An 18,042-nucleotide genomic window follows, 5' to 3' on the forward strand; every position below is an offset into this window, starting at 1 on the left:
GCCAAAGACAGCATGTGCGGAGTGTGGCCGTGAGTTTTCATATGATACCGGGCGGGAAACGCCGCGTGCGCCGATGCGGTTCTGTCGGTACTGTGGGACTGAACTGCCACCACGAGAGGAGTGGTGATCAGCCACTCGTTTTCAATTGCTGCCCATCACTGGGCCTCTGCTGTCCCAGCTATTGTTGCCATTACAGCGGTCGATAGCAAACGATCGTAGAGACGTTTCTTGTCACGCTCTATCTGTGGATGCAGACGACTTGTCGGGCGATTTGAGTGAGTAAAGGCGTTTGCGGGCATCAGCGAAATAGATCTCTTCGCGAACTACGTCTCGGTTCTGGAGTTCCGTTAGTGCATACCGGACAGTACGCACTGAGAGTCGCGTTTCATCGACAAGTTGGCCCTGGGTTAATTCTCCCTCGTATTCCAGTGTTTTGTAGACGAGCTTGGCACTGGGAGGCGCACCAGCAAGACAGTCATTCGCATCTGGTGCCACCATATGTGTCTCTACAGGGACTGCCGCTACAACTCCTCGGGTGTGGGCGGCCAGTCTGGCAAATTGGTACTGCGCAATCTCGGTTGACCCACAGTCTGGACACACTGTCGTCTCCTCCTCGAGCGTCGTCCCGCATTGCCGGCATTCTCGGATACGCGTAACCGACTGCCGTCGACGAGTGAGTGTTGCGACTGCCTTTCGTAAGCCCATGCTCCCAATTGTGGGGTTTATATTCTACCGTCAAAAGTATGGGTATGTCTATTCAGAGGTCCCGTCGACTTTCCCCCTCGATACGCTTTTGTCCCAGAGGGGCCAGCAAAAAATCATGGATGGTACTCTCGACCACGTCATGATCCGCGTCGCGGATCTGCAGACATCGCTCGACTGGTACACGACGCACCTCGACTATGAGGAGAAGGATCGATACGAAGGCGACGGGTTCACCATCGTCTATCTGGGCCCCGAAGACATGCACGAGGACGGTGCTATGCTGGAGATAACCCACAACGAGGGCGAGGAACTGGAACTGGGCGACGCCTGGGGTCACATCGCCGTCCGTGTTCCTGAAGGGGAACTGGAGGCATCCTACGAGCAGTTGATGGATGAGGGCGTCGAAGACTACCGCGACCCTGAATCTTGCGGCGGTCGTTACGCATTCGTCAAAGACCCCGACGGACACGAGGTCGAGATCGTGCAGCGTGACCATGGTGCGAAGTGGAGCCTCGACCACACAATGATCCGCGTCGAAGACGCCGACGAGGCACTCGGCTTCTGGATCCGGAAATTCGGATACGACGAAGTCGGCCGCTGGGAGGCCGATACTTTTGCAAATTATTTCGTCGAGCCCAGGGACGCTGCGCCCGAGGAGATGGCCGTCGAACTCACCTACAATTACGACGGCCGTACGTACGATTACGGCGACTCCTGGGGCCATCTCTGTGTCAGGATCGACGACGTCCACGACGACTGGGAGACACTCATGGAACGGGAGGCGCCGGATTACCGCGACCCCGAATCCTGTGACGACCTCTACGCGTTTACGAAAGACCAAGACGGACACGAGATCGAACTGCTGGAACGGGACCCGGCGGCTGACTCGCTGTTCCCCTTCTGATCTCCACCGACCAGCGTGGCTACGGTAGCTCGTGGCAGATACGTCATCTCCCATCCGGAGTCGGACGGGGTATTCGTAACTGATGTTCAGGTAGCACTCTAGACTCATAAAAACAAAGTCTTGGATTGCTACGATACTCCCTCCTATGGTGTTCACACTCCCGAAACCCGGGAATCTGGAGAAAGGGCGATCTACGGCGTGATGACAGCCCGCCCGTCTATCTCTCTATTTTCGAGCTTCTGGGCGACCTCGTTGACGTCTTCGAGGTCATAGCGGCTGGTATGGAGAGTGACCTCGCCGCGTTCAACCAGTGCGACCAATTCCTGGAGCTCCGCGTACCGACCGACGATGTTGCCGACGAACGAGAACTCTCCATTGACAAGCGCCTGAGCTGGTTCGTGGATGTGGCCGCCGTAGCCGATGATGTGGTGGTCGCCCCCGGCCGCGCAGATATCGGGGGCTAGTTGTGTCGTCTCGTCGGCCCCGACGAAATCCAGTACCCGGGCCGCGCCGACGCCGTCGGTGATGTCCTCGATCTCGCTCGCTACGTCGTCGCTTTCGGGGTCGAGCGTGTAGTGTGCACCGAGGTCCGACGCGAGGTCTCGTGCGGACTCTTTGAGATCGACAGCGACGATGTCGGCGGCGCTCATCGATTCGAGACACTGCAGTCCAATGTGACCGAGGCCGCCGACGCCGATGACGACAGCGGTGTCACCGGGGTTGAGGCCGTCTTCGGCCTTCTTCACGGCGTGGTAGGCGGTGATACCCGCGTCGGCGTGGGGTGCGATGGTCGTCGGGTCTATGCCGTCAGGCAAGGGAATTACCGACCGCTCGCTCGTGTGGAGTTCGTCGGCGAAGCCACCGTCGGTCGTCAGGCCGTTGAATGCGTCGTTCTCGCAATACATCGTCTCACCTTGCCGGCACGGCCGGCAAGTGCCACACGACTGGACCGGGTGACAGATGACCTGGTCGCCCTCTGAGACGAGTTCAACTTCCTCGCCGACTTCGAGGACGGTACCGGCGTTCTCGTGACCGAGTGTCATCGGCAGGGGCTGTGGAACGTACTCTTCCCACATCCCCTCGATAATATGGTTGTCTGTCTGACACCACCCGGCACCTTCTACTTCGACGATTACGTCGGAGCTGCCGGATACCTGTGGTTTATCGACTTCGTCGATCGAGAGGCCGTCGCTCATGTCATGTGTGTATTCGTGTAAGCGTGCTGCTCGCATGGTATAGCATACCTCCACCATCTATTATTATAAACTTGAGGGTCTCCCAGAACCCTGCTGGTTTCGGGGGTTATCGCGCGTAGGAATCTGGTCTGTCGGGGTCGAAGCGGGCCTCGTTGAGTGCGTCACAGATGTTGCCCTGCCCGCTCATGTTCACTTTCGCGAGCCGCGTCCGCTTGTGAATGAGGTCGAATTGGTCGGGGTCGATAGGCTCGCCCTCTGGCGTCCGGAACAGCAGGTCGTCTTCGGCGCTGAAGACCCCTGATGCTTTGGCTTTCTCAACGTAGCTGGCGAGAACCTTGCCGTCGACAGGAATCGCCACTGCGCCGTCTCGGACATAGATGACTGCCTCGGTGTCGCCGTCGTCGCCCAGCGAGAGATTACCGCGGGTGAGTTGGACTATCTGTGTTGCCGAGAGTCCCACGTCCAGTAATTCGTTCATCGCGTCGTATTGCCGGCCGACCCGTGCCTTGTCGTCGAGTGACGCTCGGATGCTCTCGATACCACCGTCTGCGTCCGGGAAGACATTCTCGAACGACTTGCGGCCATTGACTCCCTCGGTAATCTCGGTTTCGTGCATGTGCTCGCGAAGACTGATGGTGGCCCGTTCAACGCTGTCGAGTGACTCGACCTCGTCACGGGCATCTGTGGCCATCATCCACGCGAACGCCGGCGAACACCACGCTGTTGGGAGTGAGAAGGTCACGTCGACCAACGACCCCTGAATGGTGATATCGTCGATATAGTCCAGTTCGACGATAGATTCGTCAAGTTCAGGATCTGTCACCTGGTCCAGTTGATTGCGTATCTCGCGGACGGTCGGATGTGCGTCCGTGTGTGTTCGACTCGACATTAGTCTGCAGTGGCATCCGTGGCCCCATAGTGATCTTCGAGGCCGAATTCCTCAGTCACGCCGTCCGTGCGGAACTGTTGCTTTTTCTCTTCGATATCGATGTCGTACAGTTCGGCGATATTCTCACCCATAATCTTCTTCATTACGTCCGTCGTGAGTTCGACGCCGTACTCGTCTTGCTGTTCGTCGGTCAGCTCGGCGTTCATCATCATATCCACCAGCCAGTCGGGGTTCCACAGTGCGTAGTCCGACCCGAAGATGATGCGGTCTTCACCGAGCCAATACAGCAGCTCTCCCATTATTTCGCCGAACTTCCGGGGACGATTCTGTACCATTGGGGCTGCGACGGCGAGTCCGCCGTACACGTTCGGCTCTTGCGCGGCAATCCAGCAGAAGTCGTCTAAGCGTGGGAGTCCAACGTGTTCGACGACGAAGTCGAGATCCGGGAACGAACTCGCGGCGTCGTCGATGTCAGCCACATCGAACGCGTCACGGTTCAGCGGTCGAATCGTCGGGCCCTTGTGGGCGTGGATCTTGTCGATTCCCAGTTCCGCGCATTTTTCCAAGAACTCGAACGACTCCTCGCTGTCGAGACGCCATCCCTTCGACTCGCCGCGCCACTCTGCGGTATACACCTTGACGCCCTCGATGTCGTACTGTTCCTTCTGATGTTCGAGGTATTCCAGTCCGTCCTCACCGTCTCTGGGGTCGAAGGTCCCGTTGAGCACGAACCGCTCGGGGTACTCCTCGGCCAGTTCCGCGTTTTGTTCTATCGTATTGAAACCCTCATCGTAGAAGTCGGTGAGGTACGTCGGCTGGAAGATAGCCATGTCAGCTGCGGCGTTTCCGAACAGGTCCTCGGCCATCCGTTCCGGACCGTAGTACCGATACTCGTCGAGGTCCCACTCCCGCTCTTCTGGTGTGAAACCTGTATGGTAATCGTAGAAACACTGGATGAACTCCTCGCCACCTTGGTGTTTGATGTTCTCTTCGCGCGCATCCCAGAGGTGGACGTGCCCGTCAATGACGAAAATTTCCTCATCGTCTTGGTAGTACATCTCATGTATGGGGCAGTGTCTCATTATAATAAATGTTAGGCACAATTAGCGAGCGGTGTTTAGATACGGACGATGAATGTAGTTAAGCGGGCTTCTAGTGGCATATACCAGAAATAGCCTGCTCGTCGGTGGCAACTGCTTTAGGGTAAGTCGCTAGAGTGAAAGGCACCACTCGAGCGCGATGAAACTCGGTCTCCGATTCCGTTAGTCGACGAATTGTATGAGCTACTCGACGCGGAAAGCGAGATCGTGGACGACCAGGGGTCAGATGACCCGACGGTCAGTACCGGAGGAGCACAGAGTTATTTCGTCTGCTGTGGGTTCCACATTTGGGAAACGGGGAACCCGATTCGGAAACGTTGGGGGTGCCGAATTGTCAGAGGCTTCTCCGTTCCCACTTGTCATCCGTTTTGAATACGGATTAACCCCCGATATTACTCGTATCATCATAGGTACTCAGTTAGCATTCTTACTGAGTGGCTGTTTCTGCCGCTGTCGTGCACAACAAGAGTCAAAGGGAACGTAGCCAGTTTCCCAGCCGACAGCTTACTGCACTGGCTCCCCCATCGTCGCGGCGCTCGTCTCTTGGGTAGCTGTCGCCTGTCTCGGTGCTGTGAGATGCAGTGATGGAGCTGCCGCGATCAGCGTGCCAGCCACGAACTGATAACAGCGGAGACGAGGCTGTTAGGGGTTCTATTTCTCGCGACAGCCCATAACCAGCATGCGCATCATCTAGAGCCACCCTACGAACGTTGATTACCACAGCCATTCACATATGACTATGGCTGAATTTCCCGACGAACGACAGCTTGTATTACGGGCACGTTCCCAGTTGGACCAGTGGACGAGAAATGCCCGAATGGAGGCGTACACTGAACTATTCGAAGGAGACGATTCCCTCCTCTCCTCCGAAGAGATGCAGCTGCTGGATGCGCTCGACTCCGAACTGGAGCGAGGGGGCAGCGATGGTGTTTGGGGAACCGATCAGTATGGCATTCACACAGCGGGAACCTCGAGTTCGGATATCTCACTCGGCATCGTCTGTGTCTACCATCCACAGATTACCACGGATTCTGTTCTCCGTGGGGCCGACGACTTCGACGACGAAACTGAAGAGCGACTCAACGCAGCACTCTGGCAATACAGTGAGCGCGTCGCGACACTCATCGAAGGAGAACTCGACGAGTTCATCCGTCAAACATAGAGTTAGGTCCCGACTCCTGTCCAGTCTCGCATTGTCGCAGATTCAAACGATTCCGAGAGAGATGTCACGCCTCACCCTCCCTAGCCTCGAGATCGCTCGTGTTCTGGGACGAGGTTGAGAAACACGTCGTCCTCTGTCCTACACTCCGGACAAGTATGCACGAAATGAAGGCCGTCCTCATCACGCTTTTCTACACGCCACTCCGACCGGGCGCGGGCGACGTTTCCACACTCCTTGCAGCGTTTTGGATGATCCTGGAGGTACGTTTGCATGAAGTCGATGAATGACTGCGTCCCATGGTGGTGCGTCGGCATACTTGGTCATTCGGGGGGCAGCCGTATCAATGCATTTGATTATTTGACACTTCCTCAACTCACCCAGTCGTTACTGCGTCTTTAGGCGCAGGAGGAGGTCAGACGGTCAGTACAGGAAGACGATGTATCGCACTGACTTGCGTTCTATCCGGTTTCTGCCACATGCGGTGTGCAAGATTTAGAGGATAGATGCAGCACGGTCGCCACCGACTGTGGAGACTCCGTCACGACTCGACGGTGAATACAGGATCGCTATTCGGGAGGGTGGAACGGTAGCCGAATCGTGAGGCCGAACGTTCGTCGGTCGCTCAGGCACCCATGTTCGCCACTTTCTCGGCGAGTTGGGCGTCGAGGTCGGCGTGGTGGTGAACGGCTTTCCACTCGCCGTTCTCCTTTCGGTAGACGTTGGTCGCCCGGCCCTCCAGGGAGAGCTGATCACCCGCAATGGTCATCGACGCGGACTCGGTGCAGAGTTCGTATGCAAGGTCGCTGGTGACGCGGATGAGTTGGCCCGTGCGGGTGACCTCCCCACCCTCACTCATTGATGCGACTCCCTCCCAGGATCCTTTGACGGCGTCCCAGCCCTCCTCCCGTCCACCGATCGGATGCATGGTCGTCACGTCGTCCTCGTGTGACCAGACATCCGCCATGGCACTGGCATTGCCATTCGCCATCTCGTCCAGTGCATCGTAGAACTGGTCAGATGCAGCTCTGACGGCGTCTGTTTCGGTTTGTGATGGATTCACGTGTTGGTCTCTCCATGCGCACACAGAACACCCACCCCCGTGAATGCATGTTGCCAGTTAGCATTCGTCAACATATTCACGGTGCGATGGTGGTACGAGCCACCGAGTGAAGGATGACCGAATAGGCAAGAAGTGGTGAATACGCGCGCTGTATGCAGCAGTGCCTTTTCAAACTACTCAGCGCTTGTCAGTACCAGCGTGACCGATCCAGAGAGTGTACTCAGCACGGTCGCCACCTCCTGTGGAACCCCGTCATGACGCACCCCTGAAGATAGGATATCTATTCAGTCGAGTAAAACGGTCGTTGAATTGGGTCGCCGAACGTTCGTCGGTCGCTCAGGCACCCATGTTCGCCACTTTCTCGGCGAGTTCGGCGTCCAAATCGGCGTGTTGGTGGACAATCTTCCACTCGCCGTTCTCCTTCCGGTAGATGTTCGTCGCCCGGTGCTCCCAGGTAATCGATTCACCCGCTAAGGTCGCCGACAGCGACTCGGTGCAGAGTTCGTATGCGAGGTCGCCGGTGACGCGGATGAGCTGGTCCTTCCGGGTGGCCGTGCCATCCGAACACGCTGATGCGACTTCCTCCATAGACCCACTGATGGCGTCCCAGCCCTTCTCCCGTCCACCGAGTTCGGTCATGGTCGTCACGTCGTCCTCGTGTGACCAGATCTCCGCCATAGGACCGGCATCCCCGTTCAATAGCGCTTCCAGTGCATCATAGAGTTGGTCGGATGCGGCTCGGACTTCGTCTACTTCGATTTGTGATGGATTCATGTGTTGATCTCTCCATGCGCACACAGAACGCCGACCACGGTGAAAGTATGCTACCAGTTAGCATTCAGTGACATATTCACGCTGCGATGGAGGTACGAGCCACTGAGTGAAGGACGACCGAATAGGCAATAAGAGGTGAATACGCGCTGTGTATTCAGTAGACCTCTCAGAACATCATCCGCCGCTGATAGGATTTGTAGTGGTCAGTTCGCAACATTGCTGAGTGGCTGTTTCAGATACTGTGATGAGTAACAAACAGCGGTTCGAGGGAATCTGACGAATTAGCTAACCAACGCTCGAACAAACGAGGCTGGTTTGTTGGTTAGCCTTGTGTCAGCCCACCTTCCTGTGCTGATTGACGGTACGAAGAGGGCCCGTGACATCCGTGCGACCGCCGAGACAGTCGAGCAGCTAAATGCTAGGGCGAGATAGCCGACGAGCAACACATCTGGGCCGGGTTCGACGAGCTTCGCGAGAGCAATGCCGGCGAAACAAACTTTCGCGACAATGCTGGTTACGATTGCGAGGACGGTAGGTTGGTCGGTGTTCATCGTGCCTCCGCGGGTTCGTTAATGGGTGCTTGCGGCGGTGTGGGCGGCGTGTCAATCGTGCTGTGTATAGCTGTGTCTCCTCGTGGTACTGATCCCCACACTGACAAGCACACAGACGATCGCTGCGGAGGGCCGTGTATCCGTCGGCGGTCGGGACATCTCGGTGGCCGAAGAGTGCGTTCTACTCACCGTTGCTAAAGACCACAGTCTATCCTTTTGTACCCAGTGCTGTGTCTGAAGAGAGTCCACAAGAGTTGGTTGAGAGTGCGTCCGACCACATACAGACAAGTAACGAACATGAGCAACGAGCAGGCGAGCTCGCTGCAAAAGCAGAAGAACAGCTGCAAGAGCACGTAGCGCAGCAGCTTCCCGACAGCTATGTCGTCGATGTTGAAGCCGTCTATGACGGCCCAGGGAGCGGCTTCGTTGTTCGTGTCTACGACGAGCAGGTAACGAACGCGGTCGAATCCATTGCTAGTGCGGAACTCGAGGTTGATTTCAGACGGTCACAGGAAGTCGTGATTGGAAATGAACTCCCCACAGCAGCGAACACACAGCGAGATCGAATCCAGGACATTCGTGGGATAATCGAAGATTTGGAAGAGCAATTCGACGACGGCGCACCGATTGCTGAGGTTGTCAAACGGGCACACCTGGTTGGCATTGGCCAGGACAAGGCTGAACACGAGATCGAGACGCTGAAGCAGCAGGGTGAGGTCTACGAGCCCCGTACCGATCACCTCCGCACGACCTGAATTGTGCTGCTATCGTCGTCAGTAACGTGGCTCACGGACAAGCAAGTGAAGAGTTAGTACGATGGGTCGGTCAAGCTGGTGGAGTGAACTTTATCTCGCCAGATTGTCAATTTTGGTGCATCTTCAGTTTTAGGTGTATTATGGCGGGCGATAGACAGCAGAGCGACTCTAACAGATCTACGGAGTACCTCTCCCAATTCTAGAAGGCGGGCTCTATAGTCTCGGCGTCGTCTCCACGAGGGTCCGTCTGAAACAGCCTGAAGTCGTGGAGGTATCTTGATGAGTACCAAGCTTCAACCGAGAATCCATTTGTAACCTTTTAATTCTAGATATCAATTAGCAGATCTGTTGAGGTTCAAATACTACTATAGTATAATATTCTGTCTCCAAAAGTGCCATATATAGCTGCAAGTTCGATACTCAGATGTCTGATTCGCTATTTCTATTATTATTTCTAGAGCGGTCGTTGAAGCGCATAATCCTGCGGCGTTCGCCGTTACGGACTACTGACTGGTAATTTTCGTTAAAAGGAAAATAGGAGTGAATAGGTACGTGACTCGGAATAGTGTGGGTACTCTCATTATTGAACAGGATTGCCTATCTGTTCAATGCACATATAGAGGATATCTATAGGAATGAGTGAGCTGGGAATAGCTACTGACGGAGTGCAACCTTCGAGTGAGTAAAGATTGTGTCGGTCTTATCGTTGAACGCCCGGTCAAAATTTCACAGAGATATCTATATGAATTTCCCGTAACTGTTGTTTCTACTCCGACGGTCAGAACGACTGCGAGGACCGGTTATACCGCCCCGGCACCGAACCTGTATCAACAGGTCTGCTGCGACTGATTGCGATCTAAATACATCTAGCGGAACTACTCGTATCGAGTACCGCTGACGCGGTACCCTTGCCCTCTTGATTTTACAGCTCTCGCTCGATAGTATTGGTAATTTCCCACAGAAGAGAGATGTAAGTATCTCGTCTCTGTTCCACTATCTGTTTTTGCGCCACTCTCGAGGTAACGGAAGTACATGTGTTATAGATGCGCGAGAATGATGGCGTAGTGGTTATGTGTGGCTGATGTTCAATTCGAGTTCGTTCGCCACTCCAGCGAGAAGTTCGGGTAGTTCCTCGGTAAACCAGGGTCCCTCCATCTTCTTTTTCGCCCCAGAGACGCTCAGAGACCCGACGACGCGGTTGTCTATGCCTTTCACAGGAACGCCGGCGGCGTATAGTCCCTCGATCGTTTCGCCTTTGTTGAAACTCACGCCCTGCTCTCGGATTCGTTCGAATTCGCTCTCTAATTCTTCTCTGTCTGTTATCGTCTTTGCCGTCATAGCAGGGAGCCCTTTTTCATCAATAATCTCTTCGACGCGCTCATCAGGCATATGTGCGAGAATCGCCTTCCCCGCAGCACTGGCATGGAGGTGGTCGATACGACCGCTTACCTTTACAGAAGGGTTGCCTGTCGCCGTATGAACGTACTTCGCCCATCCATGTTCTTCGACCACAAAGTAGGCTCGGTGGCCCGTTTCGTCAGCTAGTTTTGTGACGGTCTCTTCGGCCAGTTGAAATACCTTTTTCCGCGTCTTCGCGTACTCTGCCTTTTCCGAGAAGGTCAGACTGATATCGTATTCGTCGCCTTCTTTGATTAGATACTCGTTTTGTACGAGTGTATTTAGATGCCCATGAACTGTACTCAGCGCGAGGTCCAGTTCATCGGCGACTTCAGATATTCGCGCCCCATCTCGCTTCTGAATTACATCGATAACTGCTAATGAGGTTTCGACGGTTTGGAGTGTTCGACCTGACGTGCCATCCATATCTCTGCCCAAGAGGAGCATCCACTTAAAATTCGCTATCAACGAATATCGAGCATAGATATTTCATACGGTATTTCGGATTTTTCTCGTGCTATAGGCGTGCAGGGCACCTTATTGGGGTTTGTGTCTCGTGAATTCCTCTTCGAGCAATAACAACCCGAGATCGAAAGATTTCACGGGTCTCATTCGAGGAGGGCAGCCCTATCTCGTGACTGTGTCTATTATCCACTAATAACCCCATCAGAATGGCACTGGAGTTATCGAAAAAGAGATAGAACCTGGTCATTCTTTCATGTATTTCGAACCGCTTCGAACCAGATATGTTATTTCACTATCTACGATATACTCGGTACAAAGAACGCTCACGCCGTGTTGCGGCAACAAGAAATTCGAGAATATTGAGATGATATCTGTAACAGAGAACGAAACCGCTTGTGAGTGGCTGCTGGGCTAAGTTTCTATTTTCACATTTCGTGTAATCAGCTAGTGTGCATGTCAGTGCTGTGTGAAAGGCTGCAGAGCCAGTACCCTACCGTCGGTCAGTACGATGGCAATTACCGCATATTTTATCACCTTGAAAATAAATGTGGGACCATGTACGAAGTCGAGGTGGTCGCTGACGACCTCACTGGAGCGATGGATACGTCACAGGGGTTCGCTGCCCGCGGCTACGCGACGACCGTCATCGCTGACCCTGATGCGGACATGAGTTCGATCCCGACAGACGAGGACACCGCAGTCCTGGGCATCAATACCGACACTCGGTACGACGAGGAGGAGGAGGCGATCGAAAGCGTCTACGAAGCGACCGAGAGGTCTCGAGCGCGAATGGTTTACAAGAAGGTCGACTCGACGTTGCGAGGTAACTTTGCCGCCGAGATCGACGCGGCGCTTACCGCGTCGGAAGCGGCGTTAGCTCTGGTCGCGCCTGCCTTCCCCTCGGCTGGGCGGAAAACTGAGGGTGGCGTCCACTACGTTAAGGGGAAACCGGTCGCAGAGACGGAGTACGGCGAGGACGGGAAAGGTCCCTCTTCTTCGTCTATCGCCAATCTGTTCGGGACGATCGGGCGACCGGTCGAAAACATCTCTCTCTCGACCGTCGACAGGGGGAGTGACGAAGTCGCGGCCGCAATTACGGACGCTGTCGAGAGAGCCAATCGACCGCCGATTCTTGTCTGTGACGCGCAAGAAGAAAGCCACTTGGAGGTCATTGCCGAAGCGGCGGCCGACTTCGACACGCTATTTGTCGGGAGCGGTGGACTCGCGGAATGTATCACGGTTCCCGAAACGAGCGACGACACATGTTCCTCACTTCGTTCCTCGAGTGGCGCAGCTCTGGGAGTCGCCGGCAGTGTCAGCACGACGACGCTCACGCAACTGGCCAGCTTACCAGACGACGTTGTCGTGTCTCTCGACGGAGCCGCATTGGTCGCGGGCGACGAACCGACCGCTGAAATAGAGCAAGCCGTTCGGCGCCTGCAGGCGGACCGACCGGTAGTTCTCACTGCTGCGACTGACGAATCAGCTGTCGAGCGCACTCTTGCCGCCGGGCAGGAACAGAACCTCACGTCTACGGAAATTCGCAATCTGGTGGCCGAGCAGCTCGCGGGAGCTACAACGGAGATTCTCCAAGAGGCAACCCCGTCTGGAATGTTGTTGACAGGGGGTGATATTGCTGTCGCGGTCATCCGGTCGCTCAACGCCACGGCTATCACGCTAACCGGTGAGGAGGTCGAGGCAGGCATCCCCATCGGTAAATTCGCAGACGGTACTATGGCCGGAAAAGCGCTAATCACGAAAGCCGGCGGATTCGGATCCGAAGAGACAATCGTTAATTGTCTGGATGCGCTGAACCAAACTGATGCGTGAAACCAAGCCAATTGTAGGTATAACGATGGGCGACCCTGGAGGGGTCGGGGCCGAGGTGATCGTGAAAGCGTACGAGCGACTTCGTGGAAACAGTCGACCTATCGTCATCGGCGACGCGAGCGTGATAACCGACGCAATCGAGGTCTGTGATGTGTCGCTATCTGTCGAGGCTGTCGATTCGGTTGCGGACGCAACGTTCGAGCAGGAACGCGTCCCCGTATTAGACTTAGATGCGATCGATGAGCTCGTGTACGGCGAGGTCCGGGAAGGGTATGGGTCTGCGAGCCTCATGTACATTGAGCGCGCGATTGAACTCGCTACGGATGGAGATATCGATGCGATCACGACCGCGCCGATCAACAAGCAGGCGACGAAGCTCGCGGGCAGTGAATACGCCGGCCACACCGGGATGCTTGCCGACTACACCGATACGAAAAACTACTCGATGATGCTCGTCGAGGACGAACTCCGCGTAACACACGTGAGTACCCACGTTTCACTGCGTAAAGCGTGCGACTTGGTGACGACAGAGAACGTGCTCGAGACGATTCGCTTGACGAATACCGCGTTGCGCGATCTCGGTGTCGAATCGCCTTCCGTTGGCGTCGCGGGTTTGAATCCACACGCCAGTGACGGGGGATTGTTGGGCGATGACGACGACGCCGAAATCAAACCCGCAGTTGAGCAAGCCCGTGAAGAAGGCATCGACGCGACGGGACCCGAATCACCTGATACGGTGTATGTCCGAGCAGCGCGCGGAGAGTTCGACTGCGTTGTCTCAATGTACCACGACCAGGGCCATATTCCAATCAAGATGCTCGGATTCGCTGGCGGTAGCGCGGTTTCCGGCGTGAATGTCACTATCGGACTCCCGATTATCCGGACGAGCGTAGACCACGGGACGGCCTTCGACATCGCCGGTCAAGGAGTCGCTTCGGAACAAAGCTTGATTGATGCCGTCAATGTCGCCGCTGACATGGCGAGTCGACATTAGAACAATCGACGGGTTCGATCACCTAGCTTATCGACCACGCTGGCTTCGTGTCATTGTGGCCTGCCGGTACAAGCGAACGATGTTGTCCGCCGGCGGGTGCCGTGTTTCTGTTAAAGATACGGATGGCTGACCAATAGATAATTCTATATTATCACCTATTCTGTCATATAATGCAATGACTCACCGTAACGTTTTTTAATCGATATTCTGTACTGCCGGGTGGAATGATTGCCAAAGTAGTCCGTAGCGAGAGTAGGCATACTATCTCGATCGCGAAAACGGAGCAGTCAGCAGCCAGGGCTGCTAGTAGTGCCTTTGGTGTTCAACGATGAAAATTAAACAGACGATCGAGCGAGTTCCGGGCGGGATGATGGTGGTGCCACTAATCCTCGGAGCACTCACGAATACGTTCTTCCCACAGGCTCTCGAGATCGGCGGGTTTACGACCGCACTCGCGAAGGATGGCGCACTGCCATTGATTTCGGCGTTCCTCGTTTGTATGGGCGCAGGAATCCGATTCGACGAGGCTCCGCAGTCACTCAAACAGGGAACGGCTATCACGGCAACAAAGTTCTTCGTCGGGATGGGCGTCGGGCTTATCGTCGCTAATTTCTTGGGGAACAGTCTCTTCGGACTCTCGTCGCTGGCGATTATCGCGGCGATGACCAATACGAACGGCGGTCTATATGCTGCACTCGTCGGCGATATGGGTGACGAGACTGACGTTGGAGCGATTTCGGTCATCTCCGTTAACGACGGGCCCTTTCTGACGATGGTCGCACTAGGGACGGCCGGAATTGCCTCGATTCCACTCATGAGTCTGGTCGGAGTCGTCGTGCCGATCATCGTCGGGATGATCCTTGGAAATCTTGACCCGGATATGCGGGATTTCCTGACGGCCGGCGGCCCCCTCCTTATCCCCTTCTTTGCGTTCCCACTCGGCGCCGGAATCGATTTCAAAATGCTGATCACCGCTGGTGCGGCGGGGATCGTGCTGGGTCTCATGACAGTGCTGCTTGGTGGCGTATTCAATATCCTCGCCGACCGCCTCTCAGGCGGGAGCGGCGTTGCCGGCGCGTCCGCATCAAGTACGGCTGGAAACGCGGTCGCCACTCCCGAAGCTATCGCTGTAGCCGACGCTTCCCTGCGGAACGCAGCAGCTGTCGCGACGCCACAGGTAGCGGCCTCCACGATCGTGTCTGCGCTCTTGGCCCCAGTACTGGCGAGTTTCGTGTACGAGAGAGTCGATAACGGCGAGGATGGAACAACCGCTGCAGGTGAGCCCGTGGGACCTGAGCCGAGCGAAGCTTCCAGCAACGACTAAAGGACTTCCATCTACGCTTGGACGGTCGTTTTACAGGTTTTAACGGGCTATCCGAAAGCGTGCCCCCAGAGCTGCGAGGTCTCTTCGTCCTGAAGTAGCACCGCCCACCCTGCTAGGTGAGAGACAAACTTTTGTGAGGTGGGTTAGTGCCAGCACCTCGATGCGACGTTACTCGTCTTCAACGATCAGCACCCGCAGGTCATTGACGTTTGTATTCGTCGGTCCTGTCGTAATCACGCCATCCCAGTCTTCGAGGAATCCACCTGCATCGTTGTTATCAAGTGCGTCGTTCGCTGCTGTCGTGGGGAGTAAGCTATTGGACTCGGCGATGCCGCCCGCGGCATTCGAACCACCATCAATACCGTCGGTATCCACACTCAGGACCGTCACGCCTGGCACCTGCAACTCGAGAGCGGCGCTCAGCACGAATTCTTGGTTCGGACCGCCTGTCCCGTCTCCGTTAATCGTCACCGTTGTCTCTCCGCCAGATAAGAGCACGGCTGGCGGTTCGACCGGGGAGCCGGTAGCTATACACTCTTCGGCGATAGCTGCCATCGTTTTAGCGGCCTCGCTGGCCTCGCCACGAATGCGGGAGCTCAGAACGAGCGGGTCGTAACCGTGTTCTCGAGCAACGGCGGCTGCGCTATTCAATGCCGTGTTTCCGTCGGCGACGACGTAGGAATGGACTCGCCTGAACGCACTATCGCCTTCGCTCGGTGTCTCCGCTATCTCTCCCGATATGCCGCTCTGAAGCCGTTCACGGACAGTCTCAGGGAGGGAGATATCGTATCGATTCGCGACGGCAAGGGCATCTTCGAACGTCGAACTATCTGGCGTAATCGGGCCGCTTGCTATCACGTCAAGATCGTTCCCGACTACGTCACTGAGCACGACCCCGACGACTTCGGCCGGTTCCAGCGTTGCCGCGAGCTGTCCACCCTTGATATCCGAGAGATGCTTCCGCAGCGCGTTGATCTCGTGGATGGTGGCACCAGACGCCAATAGCGACTCCGTGGTCTGTTGGAGATCCTCAAGAGAGATTCCCGCCGCGGGAGCGGGCATGAGCGCGCTCCCGCCGCCGGTAATGACGACGACTACGAGGTCGTCTGCAGTCGCCTCGTTAGCTGTCGCCAATAGTTCACGGGTGCTCTGTACACCTCGCTGAGTCGGAACTGGGTGATCGCCCGGGAGTACCGAGACCCGCTCAGTGGCAGTCGAATTGTCCGTGACAACAACACCATCCGCGATTCGGTCACCAAGGACGCCTTCGAGTGCGTCCGCGACCGTAGCGGCCGCATTCCCGCCGCCCACGACGAGGACGCGTTCGTAGTCACTGAGGTCGTACCGTTCGCCCGCTACCGCCAGTTCATCTCCCTTGACCGATATCCGTTCGGGAATGACGGTTCTGGGATCTGCCGCTTTGATGCCGGCGACGGCGCAGTTCAGAGCCAGCTCGCGTACCTCGCTAGTGCTGATCTGCTGTCGATTCGCTATCATAGTTTGAGAGCAACTTCGCTTGTCCATATTCAAGGGCCGATAGTAACAATTACGGCTGCCAACCGTGTCTTTTTAATATTATGGATTCTGCCATTCGGTATGGGTTCGCGATCTGAACTAGCGGTGCCAGAGGATACTGTACTCGAAGCGTGCGGCGAAACGGAGCTACCGGCGCTCGGCGTCGTCGAACAGGTATGGGAAACGGATCCGATTCCGGACGACGAGATACCGAAACGCGCCGGCGAAGCCGTGGCGAATCTCGCCCTTGGAGACGTCCCGAAGGGCGGGGAAGTCGCCGTGGGCGTCGGGAGCCGCGGAATTGCGAACCTCCCGTTACTGGTCCGCGGCGTAATCGAGAAGCTCGACGAGCTCGGCTACGAACCTTTTATTTTCCCAGCAATGGGGAGCCACGGCGGTGCGACGGCAGCGGGACAGCGCGAAATGCTCGAGTCGCTGGGGGTCACCGAAGAGCGAGTCGGTTGCGAGATTCGGTCGAGTATGGAGGTCATCGAAGTAGGCGAGACGCCTGAACGGGGCGTCCCAGTCGTCGCCGACGCCAACGCGGCCGCCGCCGATGCCATTCTGCCGGTCAACCGCGTCAAACCACACACCGACTTCGACGGGACCGTCGAAAGCGGGCTCTCGAAGATGATGGTGATTGGAATGGGGAAGCAGCGCGGCGCAAAGATCGCCCACGAGTGGGCGGTCAGCTGGAGTCTCCGGAATATGATTCCCGAAATTACGTCGCAGTTGCTCGAGGAGTTACCAATCGTCGGCGGTGTCGCTATCGTGGAAGACCAGCACGACGACACGGGCCACGTCGAGGGAATCCGCCCAGATGGCTTCCTCGACCGCGAGGCGGAACTGCTCGAGACTGCGTACGATATTATGCCTAAGATACCGTTCGACGAAGTCGACGTGTTGGTACTCGACAAGCAGGGCAAAGAGATCAGCGGGCAGGGAATGGACACAAACGTCATCGGTCGTCGACCATTTGCTATCAACGAGCCGGCACCCGAGCTTCCTAACATCAAGCGTATCTTCGTCCGGGGGCTAACCGAGACGACACACGGAAACGCGATGGGAATGGGATCGGCAGATTTCGTCCACGAGGATATCGTCACCGAAGTTAACAGTGCAGACTCGCTGATTAACGCAATCACGGCCAGTACCGTTCGGGGCGTTCGGCTACCACCTGCTGTAGAGACGGATCGAGCGGGGCTCATAGCCGCCCTGTCAACAGTTGGCGTGATTGCTCCCGAAGACCTGCGAGTGATGCGAGCGAGAGATACGATGCACCTGGGCCGGTTCTACGCATCTGAGGCTCTCGTTGAAGAGGCCAGAGAGCGCGAAGACCTGCGGGTCGTCAGCGAACCAACGCAGATCGAGTTCGAAGGTGGGCAGTTTGCCGCGCCGTCGCCCCATCAAGACTAGCCCA

General features: G+C 56.1%; 15 protein-coding genes and 2 pseudogenes. 8 read left to right on the forward strand and 9 right to left on the reverse strand.

Features of this window, described 5'->3' with window-relative positions:
* Nucleotides 1-231: 231 nt before the first annotated feature.
* Nucleotides 232-498, reverse strand: a complete 267-nt coding sequence (locus EGH23_RS26675) for a helix-turn-helix domain-containing protein (RefSeq protein WP_236045067.1) — start codon at nt 496-498, stop codon at nt 232-234.
* Nucleotides 499-820: 322 nt separating this feature from the next.
* Here EGH23_RS26675 and EGH23_RS24370 point away from each other — a divergent pair, with 322 nt between their 5' ends.
* On the forward strand, nt 821-1,609 hold the full coding sequence (locus EGH23_RS24370; protein ID WP_220582587.1) for a VOC family protein: 789 nt from the start codon (nt 821-823) through the stop codon (nt 1,607-1,609).
* Nucleotides 1,610-1,800: 191 nt separating this feature from the next.
* On the opposite strand, the gene EGH23_RS24375 is transcribed toward EGH23_RS24370, so the two are convergent.
* The 3 genes from EGH23_RS24375 to EGH23_RS24385 form a co-directional block, all read right to left on the reverse strand.
* A complete protein-coding gene (locus EGH23_RS24375; RefSeq protein WP_220582588.1) occupies nt 1,801-2,841 on the reverse strand; it encodes an NAD(P)-dependent alcohol dehydrogenase in 1,041 nt (346 codons plus the stop codon).
* Nucleotides 2,842-2,911: 70 nt separating this feature from the next.
* Nucleotides 2,912-3,694 (reverse strand): iron-sulfur cluster assembly protein, encoded by a 783-nt coding sequence (locus EGH23_RS24380; protein ID WP_220582589.1) that lies wholly within the window; start codon nt 3,692-3,694, stop codon nt 2,912-2,914.
* On the reverse strand, nt 3,694-4,752 hold the full coding sequence (locus EGH23_RS24385) for an amidohydrolase family protein (protein ID WP_220582590.1): 1,059 nt from the start codon (nt 4,750-4,752) through the stop codon (nt 3,694-3,696). Before EGH23_RS24385 ends, EGH23_RS24380 begins: the two co-directional genes overlap by 1 nt.
* Before the next feature lie 781 nt (nt 4,753-5,533).
* Here EGH23_RS24385 and EGH23_RS24390 point away from each other — a divergent pair.
* Nucleotides 5,534-5,956: a DUF7539 family protein gene (locus EGH23_RS24390; RefSeq protein ID WP_220582591.1), complete on the forward strand. Its 423-nt coding sequence runs from the start codon at nt 5,534-5,536 to the stop codon at nt 5,954-5,956.
* 98 nt (nt 5,957-6,054) lie between these two features.
* A complete protein-coding gene (locus EGH23_RS24395; protein ID WP_220582592.1) occupies nt 6,055-6,243 on the forward strand; it encodes a hypothetical protein in 189 nt (62 codons plus the stop codon).
* 335 nt (nt 6,244-6,578) lie between these two features.
* Here EGH23_RS24395 and EGH23_RS24400 read toward each other — a convergent pair whose 3' ends face one another.
* Both EGH23_RS24400 and EGH23_RS24405 read right to left on the reverse strand, forming a co-directional pair.
* On the reverse strand, nt 6,579-7,016 hold the full coding sequence (locus tag EGH23_RS24400; protein WP_220582593.1) for a YybH family protein: 438 nt from the start codon (nt 7,014-7,016) through the stop codon (nt 6,579-6,581).
* Nucleotides 7,017-7,352: 336 nt separating this feature from the next.
* Nucleotides 7,353-7,790, reverse strand: a complete 438-nt coding sequence (locus EGH23_RS24405; RefSeq protein WP_220582594.1) for a YybH family protein — start codon at nt 7,788-7,790, stop codon at nt 7,353-7,355.
* Between the two features lie 1,096 nt (nt 7,791-8,886).
* Between EGH23_RS24405 and EGH23_RS27150 the strand changes: the two are divergent.
* A pseudogene (locus EGH23_RS27150) lies at nt 8,887-9,096 on the forward strand (hypothetical protein); the annotation flags it as partial.
* Nucleotides 9,097-9,753: 657 nt separating this feature from the next.
* On the opposite strand, the pseudogene EGH23_RS26680 reads toward EGH23_RS27150, so the two are convergent.
* Nucleotides 9,754-9,981 (reverse strand): annotated as a pseudogene (locus EGH23_RS26680) (IS1595 family transposase); the annotation flags it as partial.
* A gap of 183 nt (nt 9,982-10,164) precedes the next feature.
* Nucleotides 10,165-10,920, reverse strand: a complete 756-nt coding sequence (locus EGH23_RS24415; protein WP_220582596.1) for an IclR family transcriptional regulator — start codon at nt 10,918-10,920, stop codon at nt 10,165-10,167.
* 492 nt (nt 10,921-11,412) lie between these two features.
* Between EGH23_RS24415 and EGH23_RS24420 the strand changes: the two genes are divergently transcribed.
* From EGH23_RS24420 to EGH23_RS24430, 3 genes are all read left to right on the forward strand, one after another.
* The gene (locus EGH23_RS24420) at nt 11,413-12,789 is read left to right on the forward strand and encodes a four-carbon acid sugar kinase family protein (protein ID WP_220582597.1); all 1,377 of its coding nucleotides are present in this window, start codon (nt 11,413-11,415) and stop codon (nt 12,787-12,789) included.
* Nucleotides 12,782-13,783: a 4-hydroxythreonine-4-phosphate dehydrogenase PdxA gene (gene pdxA, locus EGH23_RS24425; protein ID WP_236045069.1), complete on the forward strand. Its 1,002-nt coding sequence runs from the start codon at nt 12,782-12,784 to the stop codon at nt 13,781-13,783. The genes EGH23_RS24420 and pdxA overlap by 8 nt, the downstream gene beginning before the upstream one ends.
* A 328-nt stretch (nt 13,784-14,111) precedes the next feature.
* Entirely contained in the window at nt 14,112-15,107 is a 996-nt protein-coding gene (locus tag EGH23_RS24430) for a 2-keto-3-deoxygluconate permease (RefSeq protein ID WP_220582598.1), read from the forward strand.
* A gap of 168 nt (nt 15,108-15,275) precedes the next feature.
* On the opposite strand, the gene EGH23_RS24435 is transcribed toward EGH23_RS24430, so the two are convergent.
* Entirely contained in the window at nt 15,276-16,604 is a 1,329-nt protein-coding gene (locus EGH23_RS24435; RefSeq protein WP_220582612.1) for a glycerate kinase type-2 family protein, read from the reverse strand.
* A gap of 99 nt (nt 16,605-16,703) precedes the next feature.
* Between EGH23_RS24435 and EGH23_RS24440 the strand changes: the two genes are divergently transcribed.
* The gene (locus EGH23_RS24440) at nt 16,704-18,038 is read left to right on the forward strand and encodes a nickel pincer cofactor-dependent isomerase, group 22 (RefSeq protein WP_220582599.1); all 1,335 of its coding nucleotides are present in this window, start codon (nt 16,704-16,706) and stop codon (nt 18,036-18,038) included.
* The last annotated feature ends 4 nt before the right edge of the window (nt 18,039-18,042 follow it).

The sequence above is a fragment of the Haloarcula nitratireducens genome (assembly GCF_019599505.1).